Source organism: Streptomyces sp. NPDC088252 (genome assembly GCF_044740965.1).
Taxonomy (GTDB): Bacteria; Actinomycetota; Actinomycetes; order Streptomycetales; family Streptomycetaceae; genus Streptomyces.
This window is the reverse complement of the sequence record NZ_JBIURS010000003.1, coordinates 68,149-93,345: the sequence shown is the minus strand read 5'-3', so window position 1 is coordinate 93,345 and position 25,197 is coordinate 68,149. Positions and strand designations below refer to the sequence as shown.

Below are 25,197 nucleotides of genomic sequence, written 5' to 3'. Positions count from 1 at the left end.
GCGTACGGTCGTGGCCCCGCCCGAGCGGCGGGGCCACGGACCGTACTCTTGTCCCCGTGCAGGAACTCCACGACGCCCCCCTCGCCCCCCTGACCACCTTCCGGCTCGGCGGCCCCGCCGCCCGCCTCCTCACGGCGACGACCGACGCCGAGGTGATCGAAGCCGTGCGCGAGGCCGACGACAGCGGCACCCCGCTCCTCGTCATCGGCGGCGGCAGCAATCTGGTGATCGGCGACAAGGGCTTCGACGGTACGGCTCTGCGCATCGCGACCAAGGGCTTCGCCCTGGACGGCGCGACGCTGGAACTGGCCGCCGGAGAGATCTGGACGGACGCCGTGGCGCGCACCGTCGAAGCAGGTCTCGCCGGCATCGAGTGTCTGGCCGGAATTCCGGGATCCGCAGGGGCGACGCCGATCCAGAACGTCGGCGCCTACGGCCAGGAAGTGTCCTCCACGATCACCGAGGTCGTCGCCTACGACCGCTGCGCCCGTGAAACGGTCACCGTTCCGAACGCCGAGTGCGCGTTCTCGTACCGGCACAGTCGCTTCAAGGCTGAACCCGACCGTTTCGTGGTGCTGCGTGTCCGCTTCGAACTGGAAGACGCAGGCGGTTTGTCCGCGCCCCTGAAGTACCCCGAAACGGCCCGTGTCATGGGCGTCGAGCAGGGCGAGCGCGTGCCCGTCGCGGCCGCCCGCGAAACGGTGCTCAGGCTCCGCGCCGGCAAGGGCATGGTGCTGGACCCCGAGGACCACGACTCCTGGTCGGCCGGCTCCTTCTTCACCAATCCGATCCTGGAGCAGGCGGAGTACGAGACGTTCCTCGCCCGCGCCAAGGACCGGCTCGGTCATGAGGTGACGCCCCCCGCCTTCCCTGCGGACGGAGGGCGCACCAAGACCTCCGCGGCCTGGCTCATCGACAAGGCCGGCTTCACCAAGGGATACGGCACAGGACCGGCCCGTATCTCCACCAAGCACACCCTCGCGCTCACCAACCGCGGCGGCGCGACCACCGAGGACCTGCTCGCGCTCGCCCGTGAGGTCGTCGCCGGGGTCCACGAGGCCTTCGGCGTCACGCTCGTCAATGAACCCGTGACGGTCGGCGTGAGCCTGTAGGGCCGTGACCGGAAGGCTCACCGGCTCGCGACGCCCGGCACGGCACCTCGCCGCGTTGTCGCATCACCCGAGTGCGTCCGGCACGAGGGCGATCCTCCGCCTTGCGACGTACCGCACCGGACGCCGCGAGCCTCCCGGCAAACCTCTCCGGTCACAGCACCAGCCGGAGCCTCCCGTCCGGATCGTTCCGGCCTCGCCCGCCCGGTGCGCCGCCCCGCCGCTCAGTACGCCACGCCCACGCCCTGCTTCACCGCGGCCGGATCGTCGATCAGCGCCAGCATCGCGTGCGCCACATCGGCCCGTGAGATGGTCCGGCCACCGCGCGGACTGCCGCCGACGACGGTCCGGTACTTCCCCGTCAGGGGCCCGTCGGTGAGCCTCGGCGGCCGTACGGACGTCCAGTCCGTCGCGCTCCGGGCCAGCGCGGCCTCCATCAGCGTCAGGTCCTCGTAGACCTCCTTGAGGATCGCTCCGACCACCTTGCGGACCAGCCGGTCCGGCAGCGGGTCGTCGGCGGGCCGGGGTCCGACCGGGGCGGCGCTGACCACGACCAGCCGCCGCGTCCCCTCGGCCTCCATCGCCCGCAGCACCGACCCGGTGAGCCGTTCCGCGACGCCGTCGGCCCTCCTGCCGCGCGAACCGAGTCCGGAGAGCACCGCGTCCCGGCCCGCGACCGTCTCGCGCAGTGCTTCCGGATCGTCGATGCGCGCCGCCGTGTGGACCTGTACGTGGGAGAGCGGGACCTGCAGCCGCGCCGGATCGCGCACCACCGCCGTCACCTCGTGCCCCGCCGCCACCGCCTGGCGGACGATCTCCTGACCGACGCCGCCCGTCGCGCCGAACACTGTGATCCTCATTGCGCACCCTCCTGGGGGTGAGTAAGTATTCACTCACCCCTAGGGTGAGCGGATACTCACCACCTCGTCAAGCTTCACTGGAGTCCACATGGAGCAGAAGCCGGCCCGCGTCCGCATCGTCGACGCCGCCCATCAGCTGATGCTCACCATCGGCCTGGCCCGCGCCACCACCAAGGAGATCGCCAGAGCCGCCGGCTGCTCGGAGGCCGCGCTCTACAAGCACTTCCCGAGCAAGGAGGAACTGTTCGTGGCCGTGCTCAAGGAACGGCTGCCCAGACTCAACCCGCTGCTGAAGCGGCTCATCGCGAGCCCGGGGGCGGGGGAGCGGACCGTCGAGCAGAACCTCACCGAGATCGCCCGCCAGGCGGCCCTCTTCTACGAGCAGAGTTTCCCGATCGCCGCCTCGCTGTACGCGGAGCCCACGCTCAAGGAACGCCACAACGCGGCGATGCGGGAGCTGGGCACCGGCCCGCACATGCCCATCCGCGGCCTGGACGCCTATCTGCGCTCCGAGCAGGCCGCCGGACGGGTACGAGCCGACGCGGACACGTACGCGGCCGCCTCACTGCTCCTGGGTGCCTGTGCGCAGCGGGCGTTCGCTTACGAGGCCACGGAGGCCGGAGCACCGCCGCAGTCCCTCGACGACTTCGCCGCGTCCGTGGCCGGGGTGCTGATGCGAGGGGTGGGCATGTAGGCCGGGCCGGATGCTGCGGCACCGGAACCGGAGGCGCCGGGGCCGCTCGTTCGGATCATGCCGATCACGCCGGGCTCGCTGTCGAGAGGCCCTGGATGGATCCACCCGCCGGCTTCGAAAGCCAGTCGTCGATGCCGGTCAGGAGTTCCGTCCGGACCGCGGCCGGGGCCGCGGAGCCCTGCACGGACTGCCGGGCCAGTTCCGCCAGCTCCTCGTCCGTGAACGCGTGGTGGCGCCGTACGAGGTCGTACTGCGCGGCCAGCCGGGAGCCGAAGAGCAGTGGGTCGTCCGCGCCCAGGGCCATCGGCACCCCGGCCTCGAACAGTGTGCGCAGGGGGACGTCGGCGGGCTTCTCGTAGACGCCCAGTGCCACGTTCGACGCCGGGCACACCTCGCAGGTCACCCCGCGCTCCGCCAGCCTGCGCAGCAGCCGCGGGTCCTCTGCGGCCCGGACACCGTGCCCGATCCGGGCCGCGTCGAGATCGTCCAGACAGTCCCGCACGCTCGAAGGACCGGCCAGTTCGCCGCCGTGCGGGGCCGCCAGCAGCCCGCCGTCGCGGGCGATGGCGAAGGCCCGGTCGAAGTCCCGGGCCATCCCGCGCCGCTCGTCGTTGGAGAGCCCGAATCCGACCACCCCCCGGTCCGCGTACCGCACGGCGAGCCGGGCGAGCGTCCGGGCGTCCAGTGGATGCTTCATCCGGTTCGCCGCGATCACCACCCGGATCGGCAGACCGGTCTCCCGCGACGCGCTGTCCACCGCGTCCAGGATGATCTCGATCGCCGGGATCAGGCCACCGAGCAGCGGGGCGTACGAAGTGGGGTCGACCTGGATCTCCAGCCAGCCCGAGCCGTCCGCGGCGTCCTCCTGGGCCGTCTCACGCACGAGCCGCTGGATGTCCTCGGCGGACCTCAGGCACGACCGGGCGATGTCGTAGAGCCGCTGGAAGCGGAACCACCCGCGCTCGTCCGTGGCCCGCAGCCTGGGCGGCTCGCCGCCGGTCAGGGCCTCCGGCAGATGCACGCCGTACTTGTCGGCGAGTTCGAGCAGGGTCGTGGGCCGCATCGACCCGGTGAAATGCAGGTGCAGGTGGGCCTTGGGCAACAGCCGTACATCACGCTCCATTCCAAGATCCTGCCGCACGCCTGGGGTCCAGCGGTAGCCGCTTTTCCTATCGAGTTGGCCACCGAACAAGAAAGCGACCCCCCGGCCGGAGCCGGGGGGTCGCTTTCTGGGATCAGGGCGCGTCAGGCCTTGGCCTCGCCCAGCAGCTTCTGGAGCCGCGAGACGCCCTCGACGAGGTCGTCGTCGCCCAGGGCGTACGAGAGCCGCAGGTAGCCCGGCGTACCGAAGGCCTCGCCCGGTACGACCGCGACCTCGGCCTCGTCCAGGATCAGCGCCGCCAGCTCGACCGAAGTGGCCGGGCGCTTGCCGCGGATCTCCTTGCCGAGCAGTTCCTTCACCGAGGGGTAGGCGTAGAACGCGCCCTCGGGCTCGGGGCAGAGCACGCCGTCGATCTCGTTGAGCATCCGGACGATGGTCTGCCGGCGCCGGTCGAACGCGGTCCGCATCTCGGCGACCGCGTCCAGGCTGCCGGAGACCGCGGCCAGCGCGGCGACCTGGGCCACGTTGGAGACGTTGGACGTGGCGTGCGACTGCAGGTTGGTCGCGGCCTTGACGACGTCCTTCGGGCCGACGATCCAGCCCACCCGCCAGCCGGTCATCGCGTACGTCTTGGCGACGCCGTTGACCACGATGCACTTGTCGCGCAGCTCGGGCACGATCGCGGGCAGCGAGGTGAACTTCGCGTCGCCGTACACGAGGTGCTCGTAGATCTCGTCGGTCAGCACCCACAGGCCGTGCTCGACGGCCCAGCGGCCGATCGCCTCGGCGTCGGCCTCGCTGTACACGGCGCCGGTCGGGTTCGACGGGGAGACGAACAGGACGACCTTCGTACGCTCGGTGCGCGCCGCCTCCAGCTGCTCGACGGAGACCCGGTAACCGGTGGTCTCGTCGGCCACGACCTCCACCGGGACACCGCCGGCCAGCCGGATCGACTCGGGGTAGGTGGTCCAGTACGGGGCCGGGACGATGACCTCGTCACCCGGGTCGAGGATCGCGGCGAACGCCTCGTAGATGGCCTGCTTGCCGCCGTTCGTCACCAGGATCTGGGAGGCGTCGACCTCGTAGCCGGAGTCGCGCAGCGTCTTCTCCGCGATGGCGGCCTTGAGCTCCGGGAGCCCTCCCGCCGGGGTGTAGCGGTGGTACTTGGGGTTGCGGCAGGCCTCGACCGCGGCCTCGACGATGTAGCCGGGGGTCGGGAAGTCGGGCTCACCGGCCCCGAAACCGATCACCGGACGGCCGGCGGCCTTGAGGGCCTTGGCCTTGGCGTCGACGGCGAGGGTGGCGGACTCGGAGATGGCACCGATGCGGGCGGAGACCCGGCGCTCGGACGGAGAAGTTGCAGCGCTCATGACCCCCATGGTCCCAGACCGTGATCCCTGTCGGCGCAGGGGTTTCAGGGACCGGACAGGACTCGGACACCATGCGGACAACATGTGACCAGGGGTGGTCGGGAGCTATCTGTTCGACGCCGGGCCGCTGAACACGTACACTCACCTGTCGTTGGCCTTCACTCGCCGCACCGTTCTCGCACCCGGACATCCGGGAAGATGCGGTAGGTTGGTGGAAACCACAAAGGGTCGTAGCTCAATTGGTAGAGCACTGGTCTCCAAAACCAGCGGTTGGGGGTTCAAGTCCCTCCGGCCCTGCTACACACTCCTTCGCCAGGATGTGTGCGCATGTACGTACTTCAATGCACCGCCGTGCGGCTCCACCGGGCGCGGCACGGCCATGACCCGGAATCAGGTGAGTAGCGTGACGGACGCCGTGGGCTCCATCGACATGCCTGATGCCGAGGATGAAGTATCGGAGTCGAAGAAGAAGACCCGGAAGGGCGGCAAGCGCGGTAAGAAGGGTCCTCTGGGCCGCCTCGCGCTGTTCTACCGCCAAATTGTCGCCGAGCTGCGCAAGGTCGTCTGGCCGACTCGCAGCCAGCTGACGACGTACACCTCGGTGGTGATTGTCTTCGTCGTCGTCATGATTGGTCTGGTGACCGTGATTGACTTCGGATTCCAGCGGGTCGTCAAGTACGTCTTCGGCTGATCCCGCGGAGGGCGCCTCATGGGCGCCCCTTTCGCATGTTCCACCCATTTGTATCCAGGAAGAAGCAGCCACCGTGTCTGACCCGAACCTGAACGACGCCGTCGAGCCGACGGCGGGCGCCTTCGAGTCCGCCGAGGACGAGCTCGACATCGTCGAGGGGGCGGACGCCGAGGAGCCGGACCAGGCCGAAGCTGCCGACGCCGCCGCAGGTGAGCCCGCCGAGCAGGACGCCGTGCACACCGAGGGCGAGGACGAGGCCGCCGAGGCCGACGCCGGTTCCGAGGGCGACGAGAACGACGACGAGCCCGCCGAGGCCGACGAGGAAGCCGGGGAAGAGACCGAGCCGGCCGCCCCGGTCGACGCCGTCACCGCCCTGCGCGAGGAGCTTCGCGGCCTTCCCGGCGAGTGGTACGTCATCCACACGTACGCCGGTTACGAGAAGCGCGTGAAGGCCAACCTCGAACAGCGCGCCGTCTCGCTCAACGTCGAGGAGTTCATCTACCAGGCCGAAGTGCCCGAGGAAGAGATCGTCCAGATCAAGAACGGCGAGCGCAAGAACGTCCGCCAGAACAAGCTCCCGGGTTACGTCCTGGTGCGCATGGATCTGACGAACGAGTCCTGGGGCGTCGTCCGTAACACCCCGGGTGTCACCGGCTTCGTGGGCAACGCCTACGACCCGTACCCGCTGACGCTGGACGAGATCGTCAAGATGCTCGCCCCGGAGGCCGAGGAGAAGGCCGCCCGCGAAGCCGCCGAGGCCGAGGGCAAGCCGGTTCCGTCCCGCAAGGTCGAGGTGCAGGTGCTCGACTTCGAGGTGGGCGACTCGGTCACCGTCACCGACGGCCCGTTCGCGACGCTGCAGGCGACGATCAACGAGATCAACGCCGACTCGAAGAAGGTCAAGGGTCTCGTCGAGATCTTCGGCCGCGAGACCCCGGTCGAGCTCAGCTTCGACCAGATCCAGAAGAACTAGCGGCTTCCCGCCAGTTTTCGGACACATGCCTACCGAGCAGGTCAGATCGGCTGCGAAGCCCGTCTGACCTGCTTGGTTTTTGGTCGCGCAGCTATACCCGTTATCGTTGTGCGGTATGCCTCCATCCGGATGACCGGAAGGCGGCGAAACACTCTCACTAGGACCCGGAGAGAGCAATGCCTCCCAAGAAGAAGAAGGTCACGGGGCTTATCAAGCTCCAGATCAACGCCGGTGCGGCCAACCCGGCCCCGCCGGTCGGCCCCGCGCTCGGCCAGCACGGCGTCAACATCATGGAGTTCTGCAAGGCCTACAACGCCGCGACCGAGTCGCAGCGTGGCATGGTCGTGCCGGTGGAGATCACGGTCTACGAGGACCGTTCCTTCACCTTCGTCACCAAGACTCCGCCGGCCGCGAAGCTGATCCTCAAGGCCGCGGGCGTGGAGAAGGGCTCCGGCGAGCCCCACAAGACCAAGGTCGCCAAGCTGACGGCGGCCCAGGTCCGTGAGATCGCCACGACGAAGCTCCCCGACCTGAACGCCAACGACCTCGACGCCGCGTCGAAGATCATCGCTGGCACCGCCCGTTCCATGGGCATCACGGTCGAAGGCTGATTCAGCCCCTCACGTCCTCAGTGGTAGGGCCAAGCGCTGGCCCGCACCACGACTCCACACCCTGAAACCACAGGAGTAGAAGTGAAGCGCAGCAAGAACCTCCGGGCTGCGGACGCCAAGATCGACCGGGAGCGCCTCTACGCCCCGCTTGAGGCCGTCCGTCTCGCCAAGGAGACCGCGACCACCAAGTTCGACGGCACTGTCGAGGTCGCCTTCCGTCTGGGTGTCGACCCGCGCAAGGCCGACCAGATGGTCCGTGGCACCGTGAACCTCCCGCACGGCACCGGCAAGACCGCCCGGGTCCTGGTCTTCGCGACCGGTGACCGTGCTGCGGCCGCGGAAGCCGCGGGCGCCGACATCGTCGGCGCCGACGAGCTCATCGACGAGGTGGCGAAGGGCCGTCTGGACTTCGACGCCGTCGTCGCGACCCCGGACCTCATGGGCAAGGTCGGCCGCCTCGGCCGCGTGCTCGGTCCGCGTGGTCTGATGCCGAACCCGAAGACCGGTACGGTCACCCCCGATGTCGCGAAGGCTGTCAACGACATCAAGGGCGGCAAGATCGAGTTCCGCGTCGACAAGCACTCGAACCTGCACTTCATCATCGGCAAGGTCTCCTTCGATGACACCAAGCTGGTCGAGAACTACGCCGCGGCGCTGGAGGAAGTCCTCCGTCTGAAGCCGTCCGCCGCCAAGGGCCGCTACATCAAGAAGGCCGCGCTGGCCACCACGATGGGCCCCGGCATCCCGCTGGACGCCAACCGCACCCGCAACCTCCTCGTCGAGGAGGACCCGGCCGCCGTCTGAGCCCCCGCGCTCGGCATCAGGCCGCGTCACGTGTGACATGGACGGGCCCCGCAACCTTTCGAGGTGCGGGGCCCGTCCTCGTATCCGTATGGAACCGATGGCTGTGTCGGAGCCGTGCGTTAGCGTGAGGATCCGACTGAGCCGAACGAGGGGTGGAAGCTGACATGAGGACCAGTACCGTGCGACGCGTGTGTCTGTCGGTGGCAACGGCAGCGGCGCTTACGTCGGTCGCGGCCTGCGGGGGGTCGGACAGGGGCAAGGACGACAGCCGCGGCAGTGGCGTCGTGAAGGCCGACCCGATAGCCGCGCTGCGCGATGTGCAGAAGAAGACCGGCGGGGAGAAGTCGGCGAAGGTCGAGGGCACCACCCGGATGGGCACCACCATGTCCATGAAGCAGACCGGCACCATCGACTGGACCGACGGTCTCACCGGCGCCATGGAGATCACGTACACCGGCGGCAGCATGGCGGACGCCATGAAGCAGAACGGTGGCACGGGCACCATGCAGGCCCGCTATTTCAAGGACGGCTACGTCGTCAACATGGGCGACGCGTTCGCCAGGCAGGCCGGCGGCAAGCACTGGATCAACTACGGCTACGCCGACCTCGCCAAGATCGCGGGTGCCTCCGGCGAGGCGATGAAGCAGCAGATGCAGAACACCACCCCCGACCAGGGCGTGCAGTCCCTGTTGGCCTCCGGTGACGTGAAGAAGGTCGGCCAGGAGGATGTGCGCGGGGTCTCCGCCACGCACTACTCCGGCACCGTCGACGTCGCCGAACTGACCGCGAAGAACTCCGCACTCGACGCCGACCAGCTCGACCAGCTGAAGAAGCAGCTGAGCGACGCCGGGATCACCACGGAGACGGTCGACATCTGGGTCGACGAGAACAATCTGCTGGTCAAGAAGACCGAGCGCGGCCAGATGAAGACCGGCGAGCTCAATTCGACCGTGTACTACAGCGACTACGGCACGAAGGTCTCGGTCGAGAAGCCCCCGGTCGGCGACACGGTCGACTTCACCGATCTCGTGAAGCAGCAGCAGAAGAGCGGCGCGGGAGCATCCTGAGCCTCCGCTCCGACCGCTCTGCGCGTCGGCGCACACCCGCCGGCCGCGGACAGGCGCGACGAACGGGCCCCGCACCTCGGAAGAGGAAGGTGCGGGGCCCGTTCGTTGTGTCAGCCACGTTTATTGACTGCGCGCTGTCAGCGCCGGCCGATATGGTCATGGGACTTGACTAATATTTTGACGTCCCGTGGGGGGATCATGCGTTCGGTTTACAGAAGGACCGCTGTCGCTGTTCTGGCCGGAGTGCTGCTGTGCGGAACGGCAGCGTGTACGGGAGAGAAGAGCGGCCCGGCCGCTGTCGGCGAGAACGGCGGGCGGGCGGGGCAGAAGCCGATCGAGGTGACACCTGCCGCGGCCGTGCGGAAGGCCGCCGACAACAGCCGTCGGATCACGTCGCTCACGTACCGGATGAGCGGTGAGGTCCAGGGGCAGACCATGGAGGGGACCGCGGCGATGTCCATGAAGCCGCCGGCCATGCGGATGCACATGAAGGGCGGTTCCGCGGGGGAGGCCGGCGAGGTCGAACTGCGGCTCACCGGCGATGCCATGTACATCAACGGTGGCGCGGAGGCGGCCGCCGAGATGGACGGCAAGTCCTGGCTCAAGCTGGACATGGCCGAGCTCAAGAAGTCCACGGGGCAGGACCCGCTGGGTGGTCTGTCCAGTCAGGCCGACCGTAATCCCGCGGAGGAGTCCGCTTCGATGAGCGCCGCCAGGGACCTCAAGAAGGTCGGGCCGGCCACCGTGGACGGCGTCCGGACGACGCACTACACCGGCACGGTCACCCTGGCCGACGTGCGTGCGTCCCTCGCGGACGAGGACGCGGAGACCCGCGAGCGACGCACACAGGCACTGAAGAAGTACGAGGACATGGGCATCGAGAAGCTCTCGATGGACATGTGGATCGACGGCAGCGACCACACCAAGCAGTTCCGCACCCGGTCCACGACCGACAAGGGCCGGCTCGACCTGACCATCACGTTCGTGGACTTCAACAAGCCGGTCACGGTCAAGGCCCCGCCGGCCTCCGAGACCATGGACCTGGCCGAGATGATGAAGGGCGCCGACGGCGCAGCCTGAGCCCTCGTACGACCCGGGCGCGTCGTCCGCTTCGGGACGGATTTGCTCGACGCAGCCCCGGTCGCGTAGCCTCCTACAGAAGCCAAAGACCGCTGGTCGTTGCTGTGCTCTCGGAAGAGGGAACAGCGACCGAAGGATCCGTTGAGTACGGGCGACCTGCGCAGGTGACTGTGGAAAGCTCCCGGACCTCGTTCGGTCGAGCTACGCCCTGGCGCCCGCGCCGGGGCGTTTCGTCTTTCCCGGCCCCTTCTGAGCGGTCCTCATCACCCGGAAGGAGGCCGACGCTCATGGCAAGGCCCGACAAGGCTGCCGCGGTAGCCGAGCTGACGGACCAGTTCCGCAGCTCGAACGCCGCTGTGCTGACCGAGTACCGGGGTCTCACCGTGGCGCAGCTCAAGACGCTGCGTCGTTCGCTCGGTGAGAACGCCCAGTACGCCGTGGTGAAGAACACGCTGACCAAGATTGCGGCCAACGAGGCCGGGATCACTTCGCTGGACGACCAGTTCACTGGTCCGACGGCGGTTGCCTTCATCACCGGTGACCCGGTGGAGTCGGCGAAGGGTCTTCGTGACTTCGCCAAGGAGAACCCGAACCTCATCATCAAGGGCGGTGTCCTTGACGGTAAGGCACTGACCGCGGATGAGATCAAGAAGCTCGCGGACCTCGAGTCCCGCGAGGTTCTGCTCGCCAAGCTGGCGGGCGCCATGAAGGGCAAGCAGACTCAGGCTGCTCAGGTCTTCCAGGCGCTCCCGTCGAAGTTCGTCCGCACCGCGGAGGCGCTTCGTGCCAAGCAGGCCGAGCAGGGCGGTGCCGAGTAATTCGGCTCGCGCAATGATCGCCGCCCTCTAGGGCGACGGTCGCAGCGGGCCGAATGTACGCCCGCCTACATGTAACTCCGGCACCTGCCGAATTAGTGGAAGGACGCCATCATGGCGAAGCTGTCCCAGGACGACCTGCTCGCGCAGTTCGAAGAGATGACCCTCATCGAGCTCTCCGAGTTCGTGAAGGCCTTCGAGGAGAAGTTCGACGTCACCGCCGCCGCTGCGGTCGCCGTTGCCGCCGGCCCGGCCCAGGGTGGCGGCGACGCCGCTGCCGCCGAGGAGCAGGACGAGTTCGACGTCATCCTCACCGGCGCCGGCGAGAAGAAGATCCAGGTCATCAAGGTCGTGCGTGAGCTGACCTCGCTGGGTCTGAAGGAGGCCAAGGACCTCGTCGACGGCACCCCGAAGCCGGTCCTCGAGAAGGTCGCCAAGGAGGCCGCCGAGAAGGCTGCCGAGTCCCTCAAGGCCGCCGGCGCTTCCGTCGAGGTCAAGTGACTCAAGGAGTCCGCTGACTCCTTCTGACTGCCCGTGCCGCACGGCACGGACGTCAAACGACGAAGGGCGATCACCCATCCGGGTGGTCGCCCTTCGTCGTACCGGCGGCGGCTGCCTTGCTCTTCCGGCGGCGACGAGTATGGTGATCATCGCCGTTGCCTCTCGGGGCCGGCCGGCGGATGCCGGAAGGTGGCCGGGTGAGGACCTCGGGGCGTTCGTCCCGGCAGGGGGGCCTTGACGAACCGCACGCGGCGCGCAATTCTCAGGACGCGTCGTCACATCGATCCGAATCCGAGGCATGGATCGTGGGCGAAGCGGGCAGTAAAGAAGAGCGCACCGCGCGCAAGGGCTAGTCATAGGTGTTGAGAACAGCTGTTGAGAGTTACGTGGGTCTCTGAGAACCCCGACTGGACATCAGTGTGCCGTTTGGCTACACTGACCCTTTGCGCTGCCTGTTAGCTGCCTCCTGCCCGTCACCAGGGGCATGCCCACGCTTGAGCATCGATGACCGAACGTCTCTGACCTGGGATTTCTGTCTCCGTGTCCAGCTTGGGACCGGTACGCGCGTAGTGAGTCCGAGCCCTCGGAAGGACCCCCTCTTGGCCGCCTCGCGCAACGCCTCGACCGCGAATACGAACAACGGTGCCAGCACCGCCCCGCTGCGCATCTCCTTTGCAAAGATCAAGGAGCCCCTCGAGGTTCCGAACCTCCTCGCGCTGCAGACCGAGAGCTTTGACTGGCTCCTCGGCAATGCCGCCTGGAAGGCTCGCGTCGAGGCTGCTCTGGACAGTGGACAAGACGTCCCCACCAAGTCCGGCCTGGAGGAAATCTTCGAGGAGATTTCACCGATCGAGGACTTCTCCGGGTCGATGTCGCTTACGTTCCGCGACCACCGCTTCGAGCCCCCGAAGAACTCGATCGACGAGTGCAAGGAGCGCGACTTCACGTTCGCCGCCCCGCTCTTCGTCACGGCCGAGTTCACCAACAACGAGACCGGTGAGATCAAGTCTCAGACGGTCTTCATGGGCGACTTCCCGCTCATGACGAACAAGGGCACCTTCGTCATCAACGGCACCGAGCGTGTCGTGGTGTCGCAGCTCGTCCGTTCGCCCGGTGTCTACTTCGACTCCTCCATCGACAAGACGTCCGACAAGGACATCTTCTCCGCCAAGATCATCCCGTCCCGGGGTGCCTGGCTGGAGATGGAGATCGACAAGCGCGACATGGTCGGTGTGCGCATCGACCGCAAGCGCAAGCAGTCCGTGACCGTTCTGCTCAAGGCTCTCGGTTGGACGACCGAGCAGATCCTGGAGGAGTTCGGCGAGTACGAGTCCATGCGCGCCACCCTGGAGAAGGACCACACCCAGGGCCAGGACGACGCGCTGCTCGACATCTACCGCAAGCTGCGTCCGGGTGAGCCGCCCACGCGTGAGGCCGCCCAGACGCTGCTGGAGAACCTCTACTTCAACCCGAAGCGCTACGACCTCGCGAAGGTCGGCCGCTACAAGGTGAACAAGAAGCTCGGCGCCAACGAGCCGCTGGACGCCGGGGTTCTCACCACCGACGACGTCATCGCCACCATCAAGTACCTGGTGAAGCTGCACGCCGGTGAGACCGAGACGGTCGGCGAGTCCGGTCGCTCGATCATGGTCGAGACCGATGACATCGACCACTTCGGCAACCGTCGTATCCGTAACGTCGGCGAGCTGATCCAGAACCAGGTCCGTACGGGTCTCGCCCGTATGGAGCGCGTCGTGCGCGAGCGCATGACCACTCAGGACGTCGAGGCGATCACGCCCCAGACCCTGATCAACATCCGGCCGGTCGTCGCCTCCATCAAGGAGTTCTTCGGCACCAGCCAGCTGTCCCAGTTCATGGACCAGAACAACCCGCTGTCGGGCCTGACGCACAAGCGTCGCCTCAACGCGCTGGGCCCGGGCGGTCTCTCCCGTGAGCGGGCCGGCTTCGAGGTCCGTGACGTGCACCCGTCGCACTACGGCCGCATGTGCCCGATCGAGACGCCTGAAGGCCCGAACATCGGTCTGATCGGTTCGCTGGCCTCGTACGGTCGCATCAACGCGTTCGGCTTCATCGAGACGCCGTACCGCAAGGTCGTCGAGGGCCAGGTCACCGACGAGGTCGACTACCTGACCGCCGACGAGGAGGACCGCTTCGTCATCGCGCAGGCCAACGCGCCGCTGAACGACGAGCTCCGGTTCGCCGAGTCCCGCGTGCTGGTCCGTCGCCGTGGCGGCGAGGTCGACTACGTCCCGCCGGCCGACGTCGACTACATGGACGTCTCGCCGCGCCAGATGGTGTCCGTCGCCACCGCGATGATCCCCTTCCTGGAGCACGACGACGCCAACCGTGCCCTCATGGGCGCGAACATGATGCGCCAGGCGGTGCCGCTGATCAAGTCCGAGGCGCCGCTGGTCGGCACCGGCATGGAGTACCGCTGCGCCACCGACGCCGGTGACGTGCTCAAGGCCGAGAAGGACGGTGTGGTCCAGGAGGTCTCCGCGGACTACATCACCGTGACCAACGACGACGGCACGTACACCACGTACCGCATCGCCAAGTTCATGCGCTCCAACCAGGGCACCTCGGTCAACCAGAAGGTCGTCGTCTCCGAGGGCGACCGGGTCGTCGCCGACCAGGTCCTCGCCGACGGTCCGGCCACCGAGAACGGTGAGATGGCCCTCGGCAAGAACCTGCTCGTGGCGTTCATGCCGTGGGAGGGTCACAACTACGAGGACGCGATCATCCTGTCGCAGCGCCTCGTGCAGGACGACGTCCTCTCCTCGATCCACATCGAGGAGCACGAGGTCGACGCCCGTGACACCAAGCTCGGCCCCGAGGAGATCACCCGGGACATCCCGAACGTCTCCGAAGAGGTCCTCGCCGACCTCGACGAGCGCGGCATCATCCGTATCGGTGCCGAGGTCGTCGCCGGTGACATCCTCGTCGGCAAGGTCACGCCCAAGGGTGAGACCGAGCTGACCCCCGAGGAGCGTCTGCTCCGCGCGATCTTCGGTGAGAAGGCGCGCGAGGTGCGCGACACCTCGCTGAAGGTGCCGCACGGTGAGATCGGCAAGGTCATCGGCGTCCGCGTCTTCGACCGCGAAGAGGGCGACGAGCTGCCGCCGGGCGTGAACCAGCTGGTCCGCGTCTACGTCGCGCAGAAGCGCAAGATCACCGATGGTGACAAGCTCGCCGGCCGTCACGGCAACAAGGGCGTCATCTCGAAGATCCTCCCGATCGAGGACATGCCGTTCCTGGAGGACGGCACCCCGGTCGACATCATCCTCAACCCGCTGGGTGTCCCGTCCCGAATGAACCCGGGACAGGTCCTGGAGATCCACCTCGGCTGGCTCGCCAGCCGCGGCTGGGACGTCTCCGGCCTCGGTGACGAGTGGGCCAAGCGCCTGCAGGCCATCGGCGCCGACCAGGTCGCCCCCGGCACCAACGTCGCCACCCCCGTCTTCGACGGTGCGCGCGAGGACGAGATCTCCGGTCTCTTCGAGGCCACGATCCCCAACCGCGACGGCGACCGGCTGGTGCAGCCCTCCGGCAAGGCCCAGCTGTTCGACGGCCGCTCCGGTGAGCCGTTCCCGGACCCGGTCTCGGTCGGGTACATGTACATCCTCAAGCTGCACCACCTGGTCGACGACAAGCTCCACGCGCGCTCGACCGGCCCGTACTCCATGATCACGCAGCAGCCGCTGGGTGGTAAGGCTCAGTTCGGTGGTCAGCGCTTCGGTGAGATGGAGGTGTGGGCCCTTGAGGCATACGGCGCCGCATACGCCCTCCAGGAACTCCTGACGATCAAGTCCGACGACGTGACCGGCCGCGTCAAGGTCTACGAGGCCATCGTCAAGGGCGAGAACATCCCCGAGCCGGGCATCCCTGAGTCCTTCAAGGTGCTCATCAAGGAAATGCAGTCGCTCTGCCTCAACGTGGAGGTGCTGTCCTCGGACGGCATGTCCATCGAGATGCGCGACACGGACGAGGACGTCTTCCGCGCGGCGGAGGAGCTCGGTATCGACCTGTCCCGGCGCGAGCCGAGCAGCGTCGAAGAGGTCTGACGGGTTGGCCGGCCGGATCCCTGTGATCCGGCCGGCTCTCCCCGGACCCGTTCAGACCATTGCTGAAGTGCCCCATTTTCTCGCGTGACGCGAGGGGGCTCGAACCCCCGAAAGAGGGATTGACGACAAGTGCTCGACGTCAACTTCTTCGACGAGCTGCGGATCGGCCTTGCCACCGCGGACGACATCCGGACCTGGTCGCACGGCGAAGTGAAGAAGCCGGAGACCATCAACTACCGCACGCTCAAGCCCGAAAAGGACGGACTCTTCTGCGAGAAGATCTTCGGTCCGACCCGGGACTGGGAGTGCTACTGCGGCAAGTACAAGCGTGTCCGCTTCAAGGGCATCATCTGTGAGCGCTGTGGCGTCGAGGTCACGCGCGCCAAGGTGCGCCGTGAGCGCATGGGCCACATCGAGCTTGCCGCTCCCGTCACCCACATCTGGTACTTCAAGGGCGTCCCGTCGCGCCTGGGCTACCTGCTCGACCTCGCGCCGAAGGACCTTGAGAAGGTCATCTACTTCGCCGCGTACATGATCACGTTCGTGGACGAGGAGCGCCGCACGCGCGACCTGCCCTCGCTGGAGGCGCACGTCTCCGTCGAGCGTCAGCAGATCGAGAACCGCCGCGACGCCGACCTCGAGGCCCGCGCCAAGAAGCTCGAGACCGACCTGGCCGAGCTGGAGGCCGAGGGCGCCAAGGCCGATGTGCGCCGCAAGGTGCGCGAGGGCGCCGAGCGTGAGATGAAGCAGCTGCGCGACCGCGCGCAGCGCGAGATCGACCGCCTCGACGAGGTGTGGAGCCGCTTCAAGAACCTCAAGGTCCAGGACCTGGAGGGCGACGAGCTGCTCTACCGCGAGCTGCGTGACCGCTTCGGCACGTACTTCGACGGCTGCATGGGCGCCGCCGCTCTGCAGAAGCGCCTGGAGTCGTTCGACCTCGACGAGGAGGCCGAGCGCCTCCGCGAGATCATCCGTACCGGCAAGGGCCAGAAGAAGACCCGTGCGCTCAAGCGCCTGAAGGTCGTCTCCGCGTTCCTGCAGACCAGCAACAAGCCCAAGGGCATGGTGCTCGACTGCGTGCCGGTCATCCCGCCGGACCTGCGTCCGATGGTGCAGCTGGACGGTGGCCGCTTCGCGACCTCCGACCTGAACGACCTGTACCGCCGTGTGATCAACCGCAACAACCGCCTCAAGCGACTTCTCGACCTCGGTGCCCCCGAGATCATCGTGAACAACGAGAAGCGGATGCTGCAGGAGGCCGTCGACGCGCTGTTCGACAACGGCCGCCGCGGTCGCCCGGTCACCGGTCCCGGCAACCGCCCGCTCAAGTCCCTCAGCGACATGCTGAAGGGCAAGCAGGGTCGATTCCGTCAGAACCTTCTCGGTAAGCGTGTGGACTACTCCGCGCGTTCCGTGATCGTCGTCGGCCCGCAGCTCAAGCTGCACCAGTGCGGTCTGCCGAAGGCCATGGCGCTGGAGCTCTTCAAGCCGTTCGTGATGAAGCGCCTCGTCGACCTGAACCACGCGCAGAACATCAAGTCGGCCAAGCGCATGGTCGAGCGCGGCCGCACCGTGGTGTACGACGTCCTCGAAGAGGTCATCGCCGAGCACCCGGTGCTGCTGAACCGTGCACCGACCCTGCACCGCCTCGGCATCCAGGCCTTCGAGCCGCAGCTGGTCGAGGGCAAGGCCATCCAGATCCACCCGCTCGTCTGCACCGCGTTCAACGCGGACTTCGACGGTGACCAGATGGCCGTCCACCTGCCGCTCTCCGCGGAGGCGCAGGCCGAGGCCCGCATCCTGATGCTGTCCTCGAACAACATCCTGAAGCCGGCCGACGGCCGTCCGGTCACCATGCCGACCCAGGACATGGTGCTGGGCCTGTTCTTCCTCACCACGGACGAGGAGGAGCGCAACGTCGTCGGACAGGGCCGTTCCTTCGGTTCCACGGCCGAGGCGATCATGGCCTTCGACGCCCGGGAGCTGTCGCTCCAGGCGAAGGTCGACATCCGCTTCCCGGTGGGCACCATCCCGCCGCGCGGCTGGGTGCCGCCGGTCGCCGAGGAGGGCGAGCAGGAGTACCAGCAGGGCGACACGTTCCGGCTGCGTACGTCGCTGGGCCGCGCGCTCTTCAACGAGCTGCTGCCCGAGGACTACCCGTTCGTCGACTACTCCGTCGGCAAGAAGCAGCTCTCCGAGATCGTCAACGACCTCGCCGAGCGCTACCCCAAGGTCATCGTGGCGGCGACGCTCGACAACCTGAAGGCGGCGGGCTTCTACTGGGCGACCCGTTCCGGTGTCACCGTGGCCATCTCCGACGTCGTGGTCCCCGAGGCCAAGAAGGCGATCGTCGCCGGCTACGAGGCGCAGGACGAGAAGGTCCAGAAGCAGTACGAGCGCGGTCTGATCACCAAGGACGAGCGCACGCAGGAACTCATCGCGATCTGGACCAAGGCGACCAATGAGGTCGCCGAGGCGATGAACGCGAACTTCCCCAAGACGAACCCCATCTTCATGATGGTTGACTCGGGTGCCCGAGGAAACATGATGCAGATGCGTCAGATCGCCGGTATGCGTGGTCTGGTGTCCAACGCCAAGAACGAGACGATCCCGCGTCCCATCAAGGCGTCCTTCCGTGAGGGCCTCACCGTTCTGGAGTACTTCATCTCCACGCACGGTGCCCGTAAGGGTCTGGCGGACACCGCCCTGCGTACCGCCGACTCGGGTTACCTGACCCGTCGTCTGGTGGACGTCTCGCAGGACGTGATCATTCGCGAGGAGGACTGCGGCACCGACCGCGGCCTGAAGCTGAAGATCGCCGTCAAGGGTGCGGACGGCGTGCTCCGCAAGACGGAGGACGTCGAGACCTCGGTCTACGCCCGCATGCTCGCCGAGGACGTCGTCGTCGACGGCAAGGTCATCGCGCCTGCCAACGTCGACCTCGGTGACGTCCTGATCGACGCCCTGGTGGGCGCCGGAGTCGAGGAGGTCAAGACCCGTTCGGTCCTGACCTGTGAGTCCGCGGTCGGCACCTGTGCCTTCTGCTACGGACGCTCGCTCGCCACCGGCAAGCTGGTCGACATCGGTGAGGCGGTCGGCATCATCGCCGCCCAGTCCATCGGTGAGCCCGGTACCCAGCTGACGATGCGTACCTTCCACACCGGTGGTGTGGCCGGTGACGACATCACCCAGGGTCTGCCCCGAGTCGTCGAGCTCTTCGAAGCCCGTACGCCCAAGGGTGTCGCCCCGATCTCGGAGGCGGCCGGCCGCGTCCGTATCGAGGAGACCGAGAAGACCAAGAAGATCGTCGTCACCCCGGACGACGGCAGCGACGAGACGGCGTTCCCGATCTCGAAGCGTGCCCGTCTACTGGTGGGCGAGGGCGACCACGTCGAGGTGGGCCAGAAGCTCACCGTGGGTGCCACCAACCCGCACGACGTGCTGCGGATCCTCGGCCAGCGCGCCGTCCAGGTCCACCTGGTCGGCGAGGTCCAGAAGGTCTACAACTCGCAGGGTGTGTCGATCCACGACAAGCACATCGAGATCATCATCCGGCAGATGCTGCGCCGTGTGACGATCATCGAGTCCGGCGACGCGGAACTGCTGCCGGGCGAGCTCGTCGAGCGCTCGAAGTTCGAGACCGAGAACCGTCGTGTGGTCACCGAGGGCGGTCACCCCGCCTCCGGCCGTCCGCAGCTGATGGGTATCACCAAGGCCTCGCTCGCCACCGAGTCGTGGCTGTCGGCGGCGTCCTTCCAGGAGACGACCAGGGTTCTGACCGACGCGGCGATCAACGCCAAGTCGGACTCCCTGATCGGCCTCAAGGAGAACGTCATCATCGGTAAGCTCATCCCGGCCGGTACGGGCCTGTCCCGCTACCGCAACATCCGGGTCGAGCCGACCGAGGAGGCCAAGGCCGCGATGTACTCGGCCGTCGGCTACGACGACATCGACTACTCGCCGTTCGGCACGGGCTCCGGCCAGGCCGTTCCGCTGGAGGACTACGACTACGGTCCGTACAACCAGTAAGCGAGTCGCCTGAACGACCGGAGGGCGGCCACCCCGTACGCACGGGGTGGCCGCCCTCCGGCGTGTGCGGGCAGGCGTAAAGTCGATCCCGTCACGCATGGGTGACGGAGCATGGGGGATTCCGACCGTCCGGGGGAGATGTTTGTGTCGTATCCGTCGAGGCAGCCCGACCGGCTGTCCGGGCAGAGCCCGTCGATGCTGGCCTCGCACGCGGAGCGCGAGCGCGCCGTCGATGTGCTGCGGGCCGGTTTCGCGGAGGGACGTCTTGAGAGCGACGAGTTGGAGAAGCGGGTCGCGCGGGCCCACGCGGCTCGTACGGTGGGGGAGTTGACCCTTCTCGTCGGAGACCTGCCGCAGGGTCCCGCGTTCGCCCAGCCCGCGCCCGCCGGATATTCCGGCGTCACGGTACCGGCGACCTTCCTGCCCGCACCGCAGCCCAGGACGAATGGCAAGGCCAAGGGTGCGCTGATGTTCGGCGTACTGGCTCCGGTGACTGTGGTGACGGGCGTGCCTGCGGTGGTTCTCGGGCATATGGCACGCAAGGAGATACGCCGCGGCGACGAGCAGGGCGACGGCCTGGCGGTCGCCGGGCTCGTGCTGGGCTGGGTCTCGATCGTCGGCTGGGCGTTGCTCCTGGCAGGGTTCATCGCAGCCGTGCTCGTCACGCGCTGAGGCCGCCGCCGCACGGCGTGTCGCCGTGGACAGGATTTGTTTTGACCGGAGTCGACGAGGTAGGTACGCTCAGACCTTGTGCCTGGGGTGTGCCTGGGCTCGTGTGCGTGTCCTCAACCGCATGGCGAGTCCGCCAAACGGCCACCGCGATCTGCGCCCCCTTCTGCCTTGCGGCAGGAGCCTGCAGCATTCGACACACCCGACCGCGTGGGTCGGTGACGTTCCAGGTTAGTTTCACGAACGGCACACAGAAACCGGAGAAGTAGTGCCTACGATCCAGCAGCTGGTCCGGAAGGGCCGGCAGGACAAGGTCGAGAAGAACAAGACGCCCGCACTTGAGGGTTCGCCCCAGCGCCGCGGCGTCTGCACGCGTGTGTTCACGACCACCCCGAAGAAGCCGAACTCGGCACTCCGTAAGGTCGCGCGTGTGCGTCTGACCTCCGGTATCGAGGTCACGGCCTACATCCCGGGTGAGGGACACAACCTGCAGGAGCACTCCATCGTGCTCGTGCGTGGTGGCCGTGTGAAGGACCTGCCGGGTGTTCGTTACAAGATCATCCGCGGCTCCCTTGACACCCAGGGTGTCAAGAACCGCAAGCAGGCCCGCAGCCGCTACGGCGCCAAGAAGGAGAAGTAAGAATGCCTCGTAAGGGCCCCGCCCCGAAGCGCCCGGTCATCATCGACCCGGTCTACGGTTCTCCTCTTGTCACCTCGCTGATCAACAAGATCCTGCTCAACGGCAAGCGCTCCACCGCCGAGCGGATCGTGTACGGCGCCATGGAAGGCCTCCGCGAGAAGACCGGCAACGACCCGGTCATCACGCTGAAGCGCGCGCTTGAGAACGTCAAGCCCTCGCTCGAGGTCAAGTCCCGCCGTGTCGGTGGCGCCACCTACCAGGTGCCGATCGAGGTCAAGCCCGGTCGCGCCTCCACCCTCGCGCTGCGCTGGCTCGTGGGTTACTCCCGCGCCCGCCGCGAGAAGACCATGACCGAGCGCCTCATGAACGAGCTGCTCGACGCCTCCAACGGTCTTGGCGCTGCTGTCAAGAAGCGTGAGGACACCCACAAGATGGCCGAGTCCAACAAGGCCTTCGCGCACTACCGCTGGTAGTCGCTACCCACATCGAGACCGAGAGAAGATTGAGCCTTATGGCCACCACTTCGCTTGACCTGGCCAAGGTCCGCAACATCGGGATCATGGCCCACATCGACGCGGGCAAGACGACCACCACTGAGCGGATCCTGTTCTACACCGGTGTTTCGTACAAGATCGGTGAGGTCCACGACGGCGCTGCCACGATGGACTGGATGGAGCAGGAGCAGGAGCGCGGCATCACGATCACGTCTGCCGCGACGACCTGCCACTGGCCGCTCAATGATGTTGACCACACCATCAACATCATCGACACCCCGGGTCACGTCGACTTCACCGTCGAGGTGGAGCGTTCGCTCCGCGTCCTCGACGGCGCCGTCACCGTGTTCGACGGTGTGGCGGGCGTCGAGCCGCAGTCCGAGACCGTCTGGCGTCAGGCGGACCGCTACGGCGTGCCGCGTATCTGCTTCGTCAACAAGCTCGACCGCACCGGTGCCGACTTCTTCCGCTGCGTCACCATGATCACGGACCGCCTCGGCGCGACCCCGATCGTGATGCAGCTCCCCATCGGTGCCGAGGCCGACTTCACGGGTGTCGTCGACCTCGTGACGATGAAGGCGTTCGTCTACCCCGCCGAGGCGACCAAGGGCGAGGCGTACGACATCGTCGACATCCCGGCCAACCTGGTCGAGGCTGCCGACGAGTGGCGCGCCAAGCTCATCGAGGCCGCCGCGGAGAACGACGAGGCGCTCATGGAGCTCTACCTGGAGGGCGAAGAGCCTTCCGCGGAGCAGCTCTACGAGGGCATCCGTCGCATCACCATCAACTCGGGCAAGGGCGGCGAGACGACCGTCACCCCCGTGTTCTGTGGCACCGCGTTCAAGAACAAGGGCGTCCAGCCCCTGCTCGACGCCGTCGTGCGCTACCTCCCCTCCCCCCTGGACGTCGAGGCCATCGAGGGCCACAGCGTCAAGGACCCGGAGGAGGTCGTCAAGCGCAAGCCGTCCGACGACGAGCCGCTCGCGGCCCTCGCGTTCAAGATCATGAGCGACCCGCACCTCGGCAAGCTCACCTTCGTCCGGGTCTACTCGGGCCGCCTGGAGTCCGGCACTGCGGTGCTGAACTCCGTCAAGGGCAAGAAGGAGCGCATCGGCAAGATCTACCGCATGCACGCGAACAAGCGTGAGGAGATCGAGTCGGTGGGCGCCGGCGACATCATCGCCGTCATGGGCCTGAAGCAGACCACCACCGGTGAGACGCTGTGCGACGACAAGAACCCGGTGATCCTGGAGTCCATGGACTTCCCGGCGCCGGTCATCCAGGTCGCCATCGAGCCCAAGTCCAAGGGCGACCAGGAGAAGCTGGGTGTCGCCATCCAGCGTCTCTCGGAGGAGGACCCCTCCTTCCAGGTCCACTCGGACGAGGAGACCGGCCAGACCATCATCGGTGGTATGGGTGAGCTCCACCTCGAGGTGCTCGTCGACCGCATGAAGCGCGAGTTCCGCGTCGAGGCCAACGTCGGCAAGCCCCAGGTCGCGTACCGCGAGACGATCCGCAAGGCCGTCGAGCGCATCGACTACACCCACAAGAAGCAGACCGGTGGTACCGGTCAGTTCGCCAAGGTGCAGATCGCGATCGAGCCCATCGAGAGCGGCGAGACCTCGTACGAGTTCGTCAACAAGGTCACCGGTGGCCGCATCCCCCGTGAGTACATCCCCTCGGTGGACGCGGGTGCTCAGGAAGCCATGCAGTTCGGCATCCTGGCCGGCTACGAGATGGTCGGCGTCCGCGTCATCCTTCTCGACGGTGGTTACCACGAGGTCGACTCCTCCGAGCTGGCGTTCAAGATCGCCGGTTCGCAGGCGTTCAAGGAGGGTGCCCGCAAGGCGTCCCCCGTGCTCCTCGAGCCGATGATGGCCATCGAGGTGACCACGCCCGAGGACTACATGGGCGATGTCATCGGTGACATCAACTCCCGCCGTGGCCAGATCCAGGCCATGGAGGAGCGCAGCGGCGCTCGCGTCGTGAAGGGCCTCGTGCCCCTTTCGGAGATGTTCGGCTACGTCGGAGACCTCCGCAGCAAGACCTCGGGTCGCGCAAGCTACTCGATGCAGTTCGACTCCTACGCCGAGGTTCCGCGGAACGTCGCCGAGGAGATCATCGCGAAGGCCAAGGGCGAGTAACTCTCCCGAGCTCACGCTTTAGGCTTGTCACCGGAGCCTGGGGGGCATTCGTCGCGGAGCGCAAGCAATGCGGCGATTGCCCCCGGCCCCGGCATCCCAGCAAAGATCACCTGGCGCCGATGAAGCAAGGCGTACAGAACCACTCCACAGGAGGACCCAGTGGCGAAGGCGAAGTTCGAGCGGACTAAGCCGCACGTCAACATCGGCACCATCGGTCACATCGACCACGGTAAGACGACCCTCACGGCCGCCATTACCAAGGTGCTGCACGACGCGTACCCGGACCTGAACGAGGCCTCGGCCTTCGACCAGATCGACAAGGCTCCCGAGGAGCGCCAGCGCGGTATCACGATCTCGATCGCGCACGTCGAGTACCAGACGGAGTCGCGTCACTACGCGCACGTCGACTGCCCGGGTCACGCGGACTACATCAAGAACATGATCACGGGTGCGGCGCAGATGGACGGCGCCATCCTCGTGGTCGCCGCCACCGACGGCCCGATGCCGCAGACCAAGGAGCACGTGCTCCTGGCCCGCCAGGTCGGCGTTCCGTACATCGTCGTCGCCCTGAACAAGGCCGACATGGTGGACGACGAGGAGATCCTGGAGCTCGTCGAGCTCGAGGTCCGTGAGCTCCTCTCCGAGTACGAGTTCCCGGGCGACGACGTTCCGGTCGTCAAGGTCTCGGCGCTCAAGGCCCTTGAGGGCGACAAGGAGTGGGGCCAGTCCGTCCTCGACCTGATGAAGGCCGTCGACGAGGCGATCCCGCAGCCCGAGCGTGACGTCGACAAGCCGTTCCTGATGCCGATCGAGGACGTCTTCACGATCACCGGTCGTGGCACCGTCGTCACCGGTCGTATCGAGCGTGGTGTCCTGAAGGTCAACGAGACCGTCGACATCGTCGGTATCAAGACCGAGAAGACCACCACCACGGTCACCGGCATCGAGATGTTCCGCAAGCTGCTCGACGAGGGCCAGGCCGGTGAGAACGTCGGTCTGCTCCTCCGTGGCATCAAGCGCGAGGACGTCGAGCGCGGCCAGGTCATCATCAAGCCCGGTTCGGTCACGCCGCACACCGAGTTCGAGGCCCAGGCCTACATCCTGTCGAAGGACGAGGGTGGCCGTCACACCCCGTTCTTCAACAACTACCGCCCGCAGTTCTACTTCCGTACCACGGACGTGACGGGCGTTGTGACCCTTCCCGAGGGCACCGAGATGGTCATGCCGGGCGACAACACCGTCATGAACGTCGCGCTGATCCAGCCGGTCGCCATGGAAGAGGGCCTGAAGTTCGCCATCCGTGAGGGTGGCCGGACCGTGGGCGCCGGCCAGGTCACCAAGATCGTCAAGTAATCACCTGACTGTCTGACCTGGTTGCTCCGCACAGAGCACCAAGAAGGGCCCCGGTCCACCGCTTGCGCGGCGGGCCGGGGCCCTTCGGCATGCGCCGACCCGCGTC

Annotated in this window: 20 protein-coding genes and 1 tRNA gene; 18 read left to right on the top strand and 3 right to left on the bottom strand. The window is 67.1% G+C overall.

What is annotated here, in order from left to right:
* Nucleotides 1-56 precede the first annotated feature (56 nt).
* On the top strand, nt 57-1,112 hold the full coding sequence (locus ACIOHC_RS07345) for a UDP-N-acetylmuramate dehydrogenase (RefSeq protein WP_365690043.1): 1,056 nt from the start codon (nt 57-59) through the stop codon (nt 1,110-1,112).
* Nucleotides 1,113-1,333: 221 nt separating this feature from the next.
* Here ACIOHC_RS07345 and ACIOHC_RS07340 read toward each other — a convergent pair whose 3' ends face one another.
* The gene (locus ACIOHC_RS07340) at nt 1,334-1,969 is read right to left on the bottom strand and encodes an NAD(P)H-binding protein (protein ID WP_365690042.1); all 636 of its coding nucleotides are present in this window, start codon (nt 1,967-1,969) and stop codon (nt 1,334-1,336) included.
* An 88-nt stretch (nt 1,970-2,057) separates the two neighbouring features.
* Here ACIOHC_RS07340 and ACIOHC_RS07335 point away from each other — a divergent pair, with 88 nt between their 5' ends.
* Nucleotides 2,058-2,663 (top strand): helix-turn-helix domain-containing protein, encoded by a 606-nt coding sequence (locus tag ACIOHC_RS07335; protein ID WP_351078071.1) that lies wholly within the window; start codon nt 2,058-2,060, stop codon nt 2,661-2,663.
* A gap of 64 nt (nt 2,664-2,727) precedes the next feature.
* On the opposite strand, the gene ACIOHC_RS07330 is transcribed toward ACIOHC_RS07335, so the two are convergent.
* Nucleotides 2,728-3,786 carry an adenosine deaminase gene (locus ACIOHC_RS07330; RefSeq protein WP_351078069.1) on the bottom strand — a complete coding sequence of 353 codons (1,059 nt, stop codon included), beginning with the start codon at nt 3,784-3,786 and terminating at the stop codon, nt 2,728-2,730.
* A 122-nt stretch (nt 3,787-3,908) separates the two neighbouring features.
* A complete protein-coding gene (locus tag ACIOHC_RS07325; RefSeq protein ID WP_351078066.1) occupies nt 3,909-5,135 on the bottom strand; it encodes a pyridoxal phosphate-dependent aminotransferase in 1,227 nt (408 codons plus the stop codon).
* 224 nt (nt 5,136-5,359) lie between these two features.
* On the opposite strand from ACIOHC_RS07325, the gene ACIOHC_RS07320 reads away from it, so the two are divergent.
* The 16 genes from ACIOHC_RS07320 (at nt 5,360) to tuf (ending at nt 25,091) form a co-directional block, all read left to right on the top strand.
* A tRNA-Trp gene (locus tag ACIOHC_RS07320) sits at nt 5,360-5,432 on the top strand.
* Nucleotides 5,433-5,538: 106 nt separating this feature from the next.
* Nucleotides 5,539-5,826 (top strand): preprotein translocase subunit SecE, encoded by a 288-nt coding sequence (secE, locus tag ACIOHC_RS07315; protein ID WP_365690041.1) that lies wholly within the window; start codon nt 5,539-5,541, stop codon nt 5,824-5,826.
* 73 nt (nt 5,827-5,899) lie between these two features.
* Entirely contained in the window at nt 5,900-6,799 is a 900-nt protein-coding gene (nusG, locus tag ACIOHC_RS07310; protein ID WP_365690040.1) for a transcription termination/antitermination protein NusG, read from the top strand.
* Nucleotides 6,800-6,975: 176 nt separating this feature from the next.
* A complete protein-coding gene (gene rplK / locus ACIOHC_RS07305; RefSeq protein WP_006126872.1) occupies nt 6,976-7,410 on the top strand; it encodes a 50S ribosomal protein L11 in 435 nt (144 codons plus the stop codon).
* 81 nt (nt 7,411-7,491) lie between these two features.
* Nucleotides 7,492-8,214, top strand: coding sequence for a 50S ribosomal protein L1 (gene rplA, locus ACIOHC_RS07300; RefSeq protein ID WP_093897228.1), 723 nt, complete (start codon nt 7,492-7,494; stop codon nt 8,212-8,214).
* A 164-nt stretch (nt 8,215-8,378) separates the two neighbouring features.
* Nucleotides 8,379-9,281 carry a hypothetical protein gene (locus tag ACIOHC_RS07295; RefSeq protein WP_365690039.1) on the top strand — a complete coding sequence of 301 codons (903 nt, stop codon included), beginning with the start codon at nt 8,379-8,381 and terminating at the stop codon, nt 9,279-9,281.
* Between the two features lie 198 nt (nt 9,282-9,479).
* A complete protein-coding gene (locus tag ACIOHC_RS07290; protein WP_365690038.1) occupies nt 9,480-10,361 on the top strand; it encodes a DUF1396 domain-containing protein in 882 nt (293 codons plus the stop codon).
* Nucleotides 10,362-10,648: 287 nt separating this feature from the next.
* On the top strand, nt 10,649-11,179 hold the full coding sequence (rplJ, locus tag ACIOHC_RS07285) for a 50S ribosomal protein L10 (protein WP_266415516.1): 531 nt from the start codon (nt 10,649-10,651) through the stop codon (nt 11,177-11,179).
* A gap of 111 nt (nt 11,180-11,290) precedes the next feature.
* Nucleotides 11,291-11,677 carry a 50S ribosomal protein L7/L12 gene (rplL, locus tag ACIOHC_RS07280; RefSeq protein WP_351078053.1) on the top strand — a complete coding sequence of 129 codons (387 nt, stop codon included), beginning with the start codon at nt 11,291-11,293 and terminating at the stop codon, nt 11,675-11,677.
* Between the two features lie 599 nt (nt 11,678-12,276).
* Nucleotides 12,277-15,762: a DNA-directed RNA polymerase subunit beta gene (gene rpoB / locus ACIOHC_RS07275; protein ID WP_351078051.1), complete on the top strand. Its 3,486-nt coding sequence runs from the start codon at nt 12,277-12,279 to the stop codon at nt 15,760-15,762.
* A 129-nt stretch (nt 15,763-15,891) separates the two neighbouring features.
* Entirely contained in the window at nt 15,892-19,791 is a 3,900-nt protein-coding gene (locus tag ACIOHC_RS07270) for a DNA-directed RNA polymerase subunit beta' (RefSeq protein ID WP_351078048.1), read from the top strand.
* Between the two features lie 138 nt (nt 19,792-19,929).
* A complete protein-coding gene (locus ACIOHC_RS07265) occupies nt 19,930-20,463 on the top strand; it encodes a DUF1707 and DUF4190 domain-containing protein (protein ID WP_351078089.1) in 534 nt (177 codons plus the stop codon).
* 265 nt (nt 20,464-20,728) lie between these two features.
* Nucleotides 20,729-21,100: a 30S ribosomal protein S12 gene (rpsL, locus tag ACIOHC_RS07260; protein ID WP_003948652.1), complete on the top strand. Its 372-nt coding sequence runs from the start codon at nt 20,729-20,731 to the stop codon at nt 21,098-21,100.
* Between the two features lie 2 nt (nt 21,101-21,102).
* Complete coding sequence (gene rpsG, locus ACIOHC_RS07255; protein ID WP_093897234.1) at nt 21,103-21,573, top strand: 30S ribosomal protein S7; 471 nt, start codon at nt 21,103-21,105, stop codon at nt 21,571-21,573.
* 38 nt (nt 21,574-21,611) lie between these two features.
* Nucleotides 21,612-23,738 (top strand): elongation factor G, encoded by a 2,127-nt coding sequence (gene fusA, locus ACIOHC_RS07250; protein ID WP_351078044.1) that lies wholly within the window; start codon nt 21,612-21,614, stop codon nt 23,736-23,738.
* Between the two features lie 159 nt (nt 23,739-23,897).
* Nucleotides 23,898-25,091, top strand: a complete 1,194-nt coding sequence (tuf, locus tag ACIOHC_RS07245) for an elongation factor Tu (protein WP_351078042.1) — start codon at nt 23,898-23,900, stop codon at nt 25,089-25,091.
* Nucleotides 25,092-25,197: the final 106 nt, after the last annotated feature.

What these genes read in the sequence shown, in the direction of transcription:
- ACIOHC_RS07335 (WP_351078071.1), top strand. Translation starts at nt 2,058, where the DNA reads ATGGAGCAGAAGCCGGCCCGCGTCCGCATCGTCGACGCCGCCCATCAG.
- rplL (WP_351078053.1), top strand. Translation starts at nt 11,291, where the DNA reads ATGGCGAAGCTGTCCCAGGACGACCTGCTCGCGCAGTTCGAAGAGATG.
- ACIOHC_RS07290 (WP_365690038.1), top strand. Translation starts at nt 9,480, where the DNA reads ATGCGTTCGGTTTACAGAAGGACCGCTGTCGCTGTTCTGGCCGGAGTG.
- ACIOHC_RS07340 (WP_365690042.1), bottom strand. Translation starts at nt 1,969, where the DNA reads ATGAGGATCACAGTGTTCGGCGCGACGGGCGGCGTCGGTCAGGAGATC.
- rplJ (WP_266415516.1), top strand. Translation starts at nt 10,649, where the DNA reads ATGGCAAGGCCCGACAAGGCTGCCGCGGTAGCCGAGCTGACGGACCAG.
- ACIOHC_RS07330 (WP_351078069.1), bottom strand. Translation starts at nt 3,786, where the DNA reads ATGGAGCGTGATGTACGGCTGTTGCCCAAGGCCCACCTGCACCTGCAT.
- ACIOHC_RS07295 (WP_365690039.1), top strand. Translation starts at nt 8,379, where the DNA reads ATGAGGACCAGTACCGTGCGACGCGTGTGTCTGTCGGTGGCAACGGCA.
- rpsG (WP_093897234.1), top strand. Translation starts at nt 21,103, where the DNA reads ATGCCTCGTAAGGGCCCCGCCCCGAAGCGCCCGGTCATCATCGACCCG.
- ACIOHC_RS07265 (WP_351078089.1), top strand. Translation starts at nt 19,930, where the DNA reads ATGTTTGTGTCGTATCCGTCGAGGCAGCCCGACCGGCTGTCCGGGCAG.
- rplK (WP_006126872.1), top strand. Translation starts at nt 6,976, where the DNA reads ATGCCTCCCAAGAAGAAGAAGGTCACGGGGCTTATCAAGCTCCAGATC.
- ACIOHC_RS07325 (WP_351078066.1), bottom strand. Translation starts at nt 5,135, where the DNA reads ATGAGCGCTGCAACTTCTCCGTCCGAGCGCCGGGTCTCCGCCCGCATC.
- fusA (WP_351078044.1), top strand. Translation starts at nt 21,612, where the DNA reads ATGGCCACCACTTCGCTTGACCTGGCCAAGGTCCGCAACATCGGGATC.